This window comes from Myxococcus sp. CA033 (assembly GCF_013336625.1).
GTDB classification, from domain to species: Bacteria; Myxococcota; Myxococcia; order Myxococcales; family Myxococcaceae; genus Myxococcus; species Myxococcus llanfairpwllgwyngyllgogerychwyrndrobwllllantysiliogogogochensis.
Window position 1 is genome coordinate 222,815 of record NZ_JABUMU010000017.1, and the last position, 10,466, is coordinate 233,280.

A 10,466-nucleotide genomic window follows, 5' to 3' on the forward strand; every position below is an offset into this window, starting at 1 on the left:
CCGACCTGCCGGCTCTGGAACTTCACCAGGTGGAAGCCTTTGTCGGTCTCCACGACCTGGCCAATCTCAGACGACGACTTCAGACCGAACGCCGCATCCGCCAGCGCGGCGCCCCAGGCCTGGGTCAACTCCTCCCGGCTGCGGAAGCCCAGGTCGCCCCCGGCGGCCTTGGAGGCGGAATCCTGGGACTGCTGTGTGGCAGCCATCTCGAAAGCGCTCTTGATGGGGCCGGCTTCCTTCGTCTTCAGGTCCGCGAGCAGCTTCACCACCGTGGTGCGTGCCTGCATGCGCTTCGCGGCGTCAGCCCGCAGCGCCTCCAGGACGCGGAGGCGGCATGCACCGCGCGATGTGACAACCCAAAGTGGGCCTGACTCGTATATCCAACATGGCGCAAGGTGCGAATCCCATTGTGGCGTCGCGCGGTGCTGGTTGCTTGCGGGCTCTGCTCGGCCTGCACGAAGCCCACCCCGGAGGCTCCGATCGGGGACACCCACGCCGGTGGAGGCCGGGTCGTCGGCTGCTACGCCGACCGTGTCGTCACGCCGGCGGACCTTGTCGAGGAATCCGTCCGCATGCCCTCTGCGTGAGGAGTTCGAGCGGCCCGCATGTCAGCGCGAGGTCGTTCGCTCCATGATCGACAAGCGCCTGCTTGCTCAGGAGCCCTGGGTCTGGGGTCTTCATCAGCCGCCGGAGATCCACCGGCATGTCCAGGCCTTGGAAGAGTGGCGGGTCATCCACGCGGGGGCTGTCCCTCGACTCGGGTCGCACCGACCCGTTGTCCGGCGCGGTGAGCGCGGGTGATGGCAGTCGAGGCAGGGCCCGCTGTGGGGGTGGTCCCGCTTCCACGGGACCCGTCTGAAGGGACTAGCCGGAGGGCTTCAGCATCGCAGCGCCACAGGGACGCCACGCTGGCGTGGTAGCCACTTCATCCACAGGTGCTGCGAGCGGAACCCCTTGGAAAATCAAGGGGTTCCGCTATGACCCCGACAGGAATCGAACCTGTGGCCTGCGGTTTAGGAAACCGCCGCTCTATCCAACTGAGCTACGAGGTCGGACGGCTAAAGCTGCGGAACTACTTGTACTTTCTGATGAAGGGCCGCCACCTTCGACGAGTCCTTCACCCCGGTCCGTAAGCAGTACGTAACCGGCCAGCGCGTTATAGCAGGCGGCTGGAGGCGTGCAACGAGAGTGAGGCCCTGGCCGAGCTGCCACTCTCCGAGCGGCGCCCCTGACGCCTATCCGACAAAGGGGGAGGCAGCCGACGCGGTCTGCTCAGCGGGGACCAGGTGGCCCGCTTCCTCGCCTCAAGGCCGAGGGACGCAGCGGGCGCCACCACCGCCCTGCGCAATGGCAAGAGGCGCGCTGGGGGTGAAGCCTCCGCGTGCGGCACGTGAACCCTCCGGTGCTACCGTCCCTGTTCCAATCACATCGGCTGGCCAGGGAAGGCGCAGGACCTTGCTGAGTGACGGAGGTCTTGTATGCGTCGTGCTGATGCACGAGGGCCTTCGATCTCCCCTCTGTGATGCCGCCTTGAAACAACTGTCCATCCCAGCGTGAGAGGTTTCTGCCCGAGGATGGCGGAAACGCATGCTGGATCACGAAGTTTCATGGAGGCCCATCAGAATCCTGAGCCGCCACTTCGTTGGGGCAAACAAGGGCGGGTCTGAAACCGGTGGCAGGTATGCAATGGTACGTGGATTGCTTGTTGGGGGCGACTCTTCACGAGAATGGAGTCGTGCGGATGTTCTGGAAAAGAATGGTTGTCATTCTGGGAATCGGTGTCGGGGCGGTGGCTTGTGGTGATAGCGACAACGAGGGTGGAGGGGATCCGTTGACGCCCGAGGAGTGTCTCGCGAAGGGAGGGAGTCCACGGGGAGATCCGGGAGATGGAAGCACCCACAGGGACGGGTGTCCTCTGGGGCAGCGGTTGCTCGGAGACCTCGTGTTCGGCGAAGAGGGAGGCATCTGCTGCAAGTAGTCGCCACCCAGATGTTCAGCCGCCCATATCCCGTGGGGGCGACTGCTCGGGACCTGGATGGCCCAGGTCCCGAGTGCGTCATGGCTCATTCTCGCGAGCCATGTCCGCCTGTCATTGCTGCCATTCCCTTCCCATGGGCAGCTCTCCGGTCCGTACCCCGGCTCTGCTTCGTGTGCTCGTGATCTGCGAGCCCGAGAAGGTGATGGTGTAGTACCCGCCCGCTGCTGGACTGCTCGTGCGAGGCGTGTAGACCGCGATGTCTGTCTTGCTGTCTCCGTCGTAGTCGCCCGTCACGGGAACATCGCCGACCCCGCCGAGGAACTTCACGTAGGACGTCCCCGTCGAGCTGTGGACGTAGGTGAAATAACCGCCGCCGTCGTTCGTGGGCCAGCGGGGCGTATAGAGGGCCAGGTCGCTTCGGCCATCGCCGTCGTAGTCCCCGACGACAGGAATGTCTCCGACCTGTCCCATCGTGTCCCAATCCCAGGCGTTCTCCGCGGGCTTCCACACCGTGAACCATCCACCCCAGCCCGTACCTGCTTTATGCTTGTACATGGCGAAGTTATCGAGGCCGTCGCCGTCGAAGTCTCCGACGATGGGCGTGTCGTCGGGCTCGCCCATTAGGAAGGTCTGCGGGAGACCATCCAGACTCGAGAGCCACCGGAACTCTCCATAGTACAGCCCGGAAGGGGTACTCTCAGGGGCGGTGAAGTGATGGTACACGGCGATGTCCGTGGTCCCATCGCCGTCGTAGTCAGCGGCGATGGGGATGTCGCCCTGCTCCCCATAATCGAACCAGCTCCAGTGCTGCCCCCGGCTCCGCCACACCGTGAAGAACCCCGCGGCGTTGGAGTTCTCGGCGGGAGTGTACACCGCGAAGTCCGTGAGGCCGTCTCCGTCGTAGTCGCCAGTGAGCGAGATGTCCCCCGGGAGACCTCCTGGGAAGCGCATCGGCCGGGGAAGCGAGCTGGCCTGGACAGTGAGAAGCCCTGTCTGCGGCATGGCGGGTGACTCCCAGTACCAGGTGAAGTCCGACTTCCCATCCCCATCGAAGTCATCCTTCCGCCCATAGATGGGCGCGTCCGTGTAGACATGGACCTCCCAGGGGCCGAACGTGTCGGTCCATCCACCCTGGCTGGAGTTGTAGAGGATGCTGCTGCGCTGCTCGAAGAGGGGGCGAGCCGGCGAAGTTCCATTCCAGGCAACCGGAGTGATGGGGCCGGTCACCGCCGTGGGCGTGCGGTTGGCGACGATGAGGATGTTGTGCTGTCCGATGGTGCTTCGGATGCCCTCGAGCTGTCCGGCGCCGGCATCGGGCGCGAAGCCCCCAAGGGCATACGTTTCGTCCGAGAGCAGCGCGGGCTCCAGGATGCGCAGCTGCGAGGCGACCTTCTTGATGTCCCACCAGAGCTGAGAGTCTTGCTCGATGTTTTCCGTCCCCCACCAGAAGATGCCGCGAGCCTCATGGATGATGGAGGAGTACGCCATGAAGCGTGTCTCCGTGTAGTTGGGTCTGCGGCCTATTGTCGGTCCCATGTGAGAGCTGCAGCACTCGGCATAGCCCTGTCCCTGAAGCACTATCAATATGGGGCCCGCGGGAGAGTAGGGTGCCACGAAGTTGTCGTCATGGAGCACCTTCATGGCTTCGATGCTCTCCGCCGGGTGATTGAGGGGGGCCAGGGGGAATGGTGGAGAACCGCCGCCGGGCAGGAGGGAGATGGGGTACCTGTCCTGTCCCCACGCGTTCGCAGCGGCCCTCCATTTCCGGTACTCCGATGCGGGGAAGCCGGGGATGCCTTCCCAAGCCGCAACGCCCTCCGCATCATTGGCGGCGATCTCCGTGTAGTAGACATGGTGCGCCGGGTCTCTCTCGTTGACGAACGCGCGGAAGCTCGTGGCCTCCTCCACCGTGGGGATTCGAGCACGATTGGAGTCTGTCTTGGGCCCGTCAATGGCCCCGCCATCCCATACGATCTGTCCTCCTCCATCCTTGTTCCAGCCCATCTCGTCCATGGAGTCATAGCCAAGGAGCGCCGGTTTGGCCTTCAGCTCCTGGATCTTGAGGTCCAGGTCGCTACCGACATGGTGCTGAGCGGCCACCTCTCGCACCCAGTGGAGCTCACTTTCCCCCTCTCCTCGGTGACTCCAGTTCCAGGCCTTGGCCAGGGCGTGGACGCCGCGCAACTCCAGCTTGTCCAGGTCGGCTGCCGTCAGATCCTGCATGTCCAGGATCAAGGTATTGAATCCCACGCGCCCCAGTTCATTCAGCGCGACCTCTGTCTTGTCGATGTTTGGGAAATCATCCGAATCACCCGCATCCGCGGTGACTCGATCAGGATAGTCGAAGGCGCCAATCACGAAGAATCGCTTGCCTTCGTGAATCCAGAAGGGTGCTCGATCCGTGGGCCCAGGAACTTCGGTGGGGTTGCAGATCGGCCGTGGGTCCAAGGGGCCGCAATCCGGATCAGCGAAAGAGATCTGCGGCACGACCAGACCCAGCGCGGCGGCGGTGCCCGCCAGTAGCCGTCTGAGTCTTTGGGATGATTCAGGAGGAGCTGATTTCATGGAGGAGTGTCATACACATCGCGAACTTCTCCGTCGATGATCTCCGCCAGCGCGAGAGCCATTCCTTTCCGTGTGGACCAGAGTCAAGGGCGGGAAGGAGGGGCTCGGGTGTCTGGGATTGCCAGCGGGCATCACGGGATCCTTCTCCGGCCGGATGGAACGACCTGGGCCGCCGGGCTGCTGGATGCCTGCTCGACCGCTTCGGGCCCGAGAAAAGGGTCCTCGCTCGGGAACAAATTCGCCCCGGACCCTGTCGATATGTACGAACGTACACATGGAGGGTATCTTCTCCCTGAGCCAGGAGTCCCATGGCGACCCGACGAAACGACCCCGACCGACGCGACCGCATCATCGACGCCGCGCTCTCGGTCATCGCGGAGGGTGGGGTGGCGGGCACTTCGCACCGGCGCGTCGCGGACCGGGCCGGGGTGCCTCTCGGCTCGATGACCTACCACTTCACGAGCATGGACGAGCTGCTGCGTGAGGCCTTCACCCGCTTCGCCGAGCGTGTCAGCGAGCGCTTCACTGCGCGACTCTCGGCGGTCGCTTCTCGTGACGAGCTCGCCACGGCCATCGTCGATCTGGTTCACAAGGACCTCGTGGCCGGTCCCGACGACCTGGTGCTCACGCTCGAGCTCTACACCCTCGCGGCCCGGAAGCCCGCCTTCCGGCAGATCACCCACGACTGGATGCGCCGCAGCCGCGCGGTGCTCGAACAGCACGTCGACGCGCGAACCGCCCACAAGCTCGACGCCTTGATTGAAGGCCTGTTCATCCACGTCAGCCTCGACCCGACACCGCACGGCCGCGACGTCACTCGCGACGCCGTGCTCCAATTCCTCTCATCCTAGAGCTGCTGCCTCATGACCATCCCCCTCCGCCCCCCGGTGCTCCGCGAGCACCGAGCGGCTCGCGCCGCCGTCGCGGTGCTGTTCCTCACCAATGGCGCCATCTTCGCCAACCTGTTGCCGCGCTATCCGCAGATCAAATCCGACCTCGGGCTCAGCAATGCCCAGTACGGACTCGCCGTCGCGTCCTTCCCGTTCGGAGCCCTGGTGGCCGGGCTGGCCGCCGGAGCGCTCATCCGTCGCTTCCGCTCGTCACGGGTCGCCGTGGCCGGGACGGTGCTCACGGGGCTGGGCGTATTGTGCGCTGGTGTCGCGCCCTCGTGGGTGGCGCTCGCGGTGACACTCTTTCTCGCAGGCAGCATGGATGCGATCACGGACGTGGCCCAGAACTCCCACGGCCTGCGGGTGCAGCGTCTCTATGGCCGGTCGATTCTCAATGGGTTCCACGCGGTCTGGAGCATTGGCGCCGTGCTGGGTGGACTCATGGGCGGGCTCGCCGCGGGTCTCAACGTGCCGCGTGGTGTCCACCTGGGTGTCTCGGCCCTGATCTTCTCCCTCGTGTCGTTGACCGCCCTGCGCTTCCTGTTGCCCGGCCCCGAGCCCACTGCGTCCAATGTCTCATCCGAGGCCGCGTCGCAGTTGGAGAGTGACCCGGCACGCCGTGGAGCGCCGGGTCGACTGCGCCTGGGGCTCGTGGTCGCCGCGCTGGTCCTGATTGCCCTCGGCGGAGCGCTCGTCGAGGACGCGGGGTCGACCTGGGCGGCTGTCTATCTTTCCGGCACGCTCGGCGCGGGCGTCGCGGTCGCCTCGTTCGGCTACGTGGCGCTCGTGGGTTCGCAGTTCGTCGGGAGGCTGCTCGGCGACAGGTTCGTCGACAGGTTCGGACAGCGCGCCGTGGCTCGGGCAGGAGGCGTGCTTGCGGCGGTGGGCATGGGGGCGGCTCTGCTGTTCCCGTCGGTGCCCGCCACCATCGCCGGGTTCGCGCTCGCGGGCTTCGGAGTCTCGACGCTGGTGCCCGCCGCCATGCACGGTGCTGACGAGCTTCCCGGACTGCGACCTGGCACGGGCCTCACGCTCGTGAGCTGGTTGATGCGCCTGGGCTTCCTCTTGTCTCCTCCCGTGGTCGGCCTCGTCGCCGACGCCGTGGGACTTCGCGTGGGGCTGCTCGTGGTGCCGCTCGCCGGCGTGCTCGTGCTGACCTTGTCCGGAGTTCTGTCTTCCACCCGCCTCCCTGAGAAGCGGTCCGGCTGAGCGGACCGCACGGGGGGACGGAGCCACCATCCATCGCGGAACACTGCCGCGAGTTGCACGGGGCCTGTCGCCAGGGCCCTGGCTTCGGAGGGGCGCGCGCAAGTACAACCCGGGTTGTCAGGCGGGCACGTCGCTCGCCGCCCCTGGACCCATGCTCGCCAACCTCCACAACGCCGACATTCCCCAACCCGTGCTCGACGTCATCGCCCGGCTGCGAGAGCTGGGCCACGCCGTGTATCTGGTGGGCGGCTGCGTCCGGGACATGGTTCGCAAGGTCCACCCGAAGGACTTCGACGTGGCCACCAGCGCGCTCCCCGAGGAGGTCCAGCGCGCCTTCCGCAAGGTCATCCCCACGGGCATCCAGCACGGCACCGTCACCGTCGTGCAGGGCGGCACCCATGTCGAGGTGACGACGTTCCGCTCGGAAGGGGACTACCTCGACGGACGGAGGCCCAGCTCCGTCGCCTTCGAGCGCGACATCGTCAAGGACCTGTCCCGCCGCGACTTCACCATCAACGCGATGGCCTACAACCCACTGGACCGCGACCTCGCGGACCCGTTCGGCGGCCAGACGGACCTCCAGGCCCAGCTCATCCGGTGCGTGGGTTCGGCCCTGGAGCGCTTCTCCGAGGACGGTCTGCGCCCCATGCGCGCGGTCCGCTTCGCCGCGGTGCTCGGCTTCTCGCTCGACCCGGACACCCGCGACGCCATTCCCGCGACCCTCGCCGTGTTCCGCAAGGTCGCCCTGGAGCGCGTGCGCGAGGAGCTGACCAAGTTGCTGCTCTCTCCGCGCGCGGAAGGGGGGCTGCTGCTGCTCGCGGAGACGGGGCTGCTGGACGTGTTCCTCCCCGAAGTGGCCCGAGCCACCCCGGAAGCCGCCCGGCTCGCGCGCGCCGCGGTGCAGGCCGCGCCGAACGACATCGAGATTCGCGTGGCCGTGCTGCTCGCGGACCTCGTCGACCGCGCCCAGGCTCGTGACATCGGCCTGCGGCTCAAGTTCCCCAACAAGGTCGCCGACCTGGTGGCCCTGCTCGTGGAGACCGCGAAGCTGGAAGAGCGCTTCTCGGACACGGACTCCTCGTTGCGCCGCCTCCTGGCTCGCGTGGGGCTCCCCCAGCTTCCGCAGCTCCTCGCGGTGGCCCGGGCCCGCGTCCAGGTCCGTGCCCCGGAGCGCCTGCCAGACCTGGAGCGCCTGTGCGCGCGGCTGGAGGCCCTCGCCGCCGCGAAGCCGCCCCTGGTGCCCAAGGACCTGGCGCTCACGGGGGGCGACATCATGGCCACGCTCGCCGTCGGCCCGTCGCCCATCGTCGGCGAGGCGACACGCTTCCTCATGGACTCGGTGCTCGACGAGCCCGCCCTGAACACCGCCGAGGGCCTCAAGCAGCGGCTCCAGGCCTGGCAGTCGGCTCGCACGGGGGCCTGAGCCCGGCCGGTGGGCGGCCCTCCCACCGGGCTCCGGGGTCGGGTTTGGGGGGCTCCCCCCGTCCTCCCGCGTGCGCCCGGACGCTGGGGCGTGTAGGAAGGGGCACCATGCGAGTCGTCGTTGCGATGAGCGGCGGGGTGGATTCCTCGGCCGCTGCCGCCCTGCTCAAGGAACAGGGCCACGAGGTCATTGGCATCACCCTGCGCGTCTGGTCCTACGAGGGCAAGGCGAAGTGTGGGAGTTGCTGCAGTCCGGACGACATCGATGACGCACGCGCCGTCGCCCAGACGCTCGGGATTCCGTTCTACGTCGCCAACGCGGAGGAGATCTTCCAGGACCGCGTCGTCAATCCCTTCGTCCAGTCCTACCTCGGTGGGCGCACGCCCATCCCGTGCGTGGCCTGCAACCGCGACGTGAAGTTCAACTTCCTCCTCAAGCGCGCCCGAGCGCTCGGTGCGAGGCTTGCGACCGGCCACTACGCGCGCGTGGAGGAGACCGACGGCCGCTATGTCCTGCGCCGCGCCGTCGACGCCGCGAAGGACCAGAGCTACTTCCTCTTCACGCTCGGCCAGGACGAGCTGCGCGACATCGTCTTCCCCGTGGGCGACATGACGAAGGCGGAGGTCCGCGCCGTCGCCGAGCGCCACGGCCTGACCACCAGCCACAAGCCGGAGAGCATGGAGATCTGCTTCGTGCCGGACGGTGACTACGCGGGCTTCGTGGAGAAGGTCGCCGGCCCCCAGCCCTCGGGTGAGATTGTCGATGGGGACGGCCAGGTGCTCGGCACCCACCAGGGCATCCACCGCTACACGGTGGGGCAGCGCAAGGGGCTCAACCTGGGTGGCGGACAGGTGCGCTACGTCCAGCGACTGGAGCCGGAGACCCACCGCGTGGTGGTAGGCAGCGCCGAGGAGACGGGGCGTGATCGCTTCGGGCTGCTCCAGCCCCACTGGGTGGATGCGCCACCGTCCCCGGAGACGCCCGTGGAGGTCCGCATCCGGCACCGCCACGCGGGGGCCGCGGGCCGTGTGGAAATCTCGCCCCATGGTCTCGTTTCGGTGAAGTTGGATGCCCCCGCGCGAGCCGTCACCCCAGGACAGGCCGCGGTGGTCTACGCTCAGGACAAGGTGCTGGGTGGTGGTTGGATCGTCTGAGCTCGAGTCGTCTTGAGGAGGAAGCGGGACATGGCGCAGCGCCTCATGGGATGTCTGCTCGTGGCCGCGACCGCGAGCCTGGTCACCGCCTGTAAGGAGCGCTCGGACAAGCCCATCGCCGGGTTGCTCGCGGCGGGGGCCCCGGTGCTGCGCACGCAGGGCAAGGAGCAGCGCACCGTCGCCGTCGGCGCCCAGCTCACGGGGGACGCGCTGCTCACGGCCACCGGTCCCGCCGTGCTCGAGTACTTCGGCGGAGGCCTGCGCTTCCTCGAGAAGGGCGACACGCTGGAGATTGGCGACGCGGACGAGGCGAAGCTCCACGGCTCCAACCTCCCGGCGCACCGGTGGGTGGAGGGCAGCGTGCAGGAGGCGCCGCGCGCGCTGCGCATCGTCGCCGCCCGCTACACCAACGTGCAGGTGACGCCCAAGAGCGCGCACGAGGACGCGTACACCTCCACGCAGTACTTCGTCGCCTTCTTCACGCCCAACGGATTGCAGCGGCTGGGCTCGGACACCGATCACGAAGGGCCGCACACGCCGCTGCCAGCGCCGCCGTTCCGTCCGAAGGTCCCCTTCATCCATGCGGGAGACCTGGGGGAAGGTGGGTTGGTGGCGGTGGTGGATGATGGCTTCGCCGTGGCGGAGACGGATGACCTGGCCACCGCCGTGCTCCTGGAGGGGCGCGAGGTGCCCCTGGGCCGCACCGTCCGCCTGCTCGTGCCGGATGGGGCGGAAGTCACCTTGAGAGCGAAGGACGGCTCCGAGGTCGAGGTCGAAGGCCCCGCCGACCTGCGCCTGCGCTGAGGCGTGGGGCAGGGTGGTTTGTCCTCGCGGGTGCGCCTTCTGTAGAGTCCACCGTCCCTCGCGGAGGTGTGCCATGACGAGGAGTGAGCTCATCGAGCGCATCGCGGCGCGTGCACCCCACGTCCCGCGGCGCGAGTTGGAAGCCATCGTCCATGCCGTCTTCGACTGCATGGCGGAGGCCCTCGTGGCGGGAAAGCGCATCGAGCTGCGAGGCTTTGGCGTCTTCTCCCTTCGCACGCGCCGCGCCCGTACGGGACGCAATCCGAAGACGGGGCAGAGTGTCGCCGTGCCGGAGCGCCGCACGCTCAGCTTCGCCGCCGGCAAGGAGCTGCGTGCGCGGCTCAATGCGCCCGCGCCGAGGCAGGAGCCCGTGGGCTCCGTGCTGCCCTCGGTGGCGCTCGCCACGGCGGTGTTGCCGGTGACGTCCGTGGCGCGGTGACGGC

The 10,466-nt window shown here is 67.5% G+C and carries 8 protein-coding genes and 1 tRNA gene; 6 read left to right on the forward strand and 3 right to left on the reverse strand.

The window, feature by feature from the left end; genetic code table 11:
• From HUA78_RS31485 to HUA78_RS31495, 3 genes are all read right to left on the reverse strand, one after another.
• Window positions 1-287: peptidylprolyl isomerase (locus tag HUA78_RS31485; protein WP_174477819.1), on the reverse strand; the 287-nt coding region annotated here is incomplete at its 3' end.
• Window positions 288-978: 691 nt separating this feature from the next.
• Window positions 979-1,052 (reverse strand) — tRNA-Arg (locus HUA78_RS31490).
• Between the two features lie 1,037 nt (window positions 1,053-2,089).
• Window positions 2,090-4,201: a VCBS repeat-containing protein gene (locus HUA78_RS31495; RefSeq protein WP_217442656.1), complete on the reverse strand. Its 2,112-nt coding sequence runs from the start codon at window positions 4,199-4,201 to the stop codon at window positions 2,090-2,092.
• A gap of 650 nt (window positions 4,202-4,851) precedes the next feature.
• Between HUA78_RS31495 and HUA78_RS31500 the strand changes: the two genes are divergently transcribed.
• From HUA78_RS31500 to HUA78_RS31525, 6 genes are all read left to right on the forward strand, one after another.
• Window positions 4,852-5,394, forward strand: coding sequence for a TetR/AcrR family transcriptional regulator (locus tag HUA78_RS31500; RefSeq protein WP_174477821.1), 543 nt, complete (start codon window positions 4,852-4,854; stop codon window positions 5,392-5,394).
• Window positions 5,395-5,406: 12 nt separating this feature from the next.
• Complete coding sequence (locus HUA78_RS31505; RefSeq protein ID WP_174477822.1) at window positions 5,407-6,642, forward strand: MFS transporter; 1,236 nt, start codon at window positions 5,407-5,409, stop codon at window positions 6,640-6,642.
• A gap of 151 nt (window positions 6,643-6,793) precedes the next feature.
• Window positions 6,794-8,065, forward strand: a complete 1,272-nt coding sequence (locus HUA78_RS31510) for a CCA tRNA nucleotidyltransferase (protein ID WP_174477823.1) — start codon at window positions 6,794-6,796, stop codon at window positions 8,063-8,065.
• Window positions 8,066-8,172: 107 nt separating this feature from the next.
• Complete coding sequence (gene mnmA, locus HUA78_RS31515; protein ID WP_141647737.1) at window positions 8,173-9,219, forward strand: tRNA 2-thiouridine(34) synthase MnmA; 1,047 nt, start codon at window positions 8,173-8,175, stop codon at window positions 9,217-9,219.
• Between the two features lie 30 nt (window positions 9,220-9,249).
• Window positions 9,250-10,023, forward strand: a complete 774-nt coding sequence (locus tag HUA78_RS31520) for a hypothetical protein (protein WP_141647738.1) — start codon at window positions 9,250-9,252, stop codon at window positions 10,021-10,023.
• 73 nt (window positions 10,024-10,096) lie between these two features.
• Entirely contained in the window at window positions 10,097-10,462 is a 366-nt protein-coding gene (locus HUA78_RS31525; protein WP_141647739.1) for an integration host factor subunit beta, read from the forward strand.
• Window positions 10,463-10,466: the final 4 nt, after the last annotated feature.

What these genes read in the sequence shown, in the direction of transcription:
- HUA78_RS31495 (WP_217442656.1), bottom strand. Translation starts at nt 4,201, where the DNA reads ATGCAGGATCTGACGGCAGCCGACCTGGACAAGCTGGAGTTGCGCGGC.
- HUA78_RS31525 (WP_141647739.1), top strand. Translation starts at nt 10,097, where the DNA reads ATGACGAGGAGTGAGCTCATCGAGCGCATCGCGGCGCGTGCACCCCAC.
- HUA78_RS31505 (WP_174477822.1), top strand. Translation starts at nt 5,407, where the DNA reads ATGACCATCCCCCTCCGCCCCCCGGTGCTCCGCGAGCACCGAGCGGCT.
- HUA78_RS31500 (WP_174477821.1), top strand. Translation starts at nt 4,852, where the DNA reads ATGGCGACCCGACGAAACGACCCCGACCGACGCGACCGCATCATCGAC.
- mnmA (WP_141647737.1), top strand. Translation starts at nt 8,173, where the DNA reads ATGCGAGTCGTCGTTGCGATGAGCGGCGGGGTGGATTCCTCGGCCGCT.
- HUA78_RS31510 (WP_174477823.1), top strand. Translation starts at nt 6,794, where the DNA reads ATGCTCGCCAACCTCCACAACGCCGACATTCCCCAACCCGTGCTCGAC.
- HUA78_RS31520 (WP_141647738.1), top strand. Translation starts at nt 9,250, where the DNA reads ATGGCGCAGCGCCTCATGGGATGTCTGCTCGTGGCCGCGACCGCGAGC.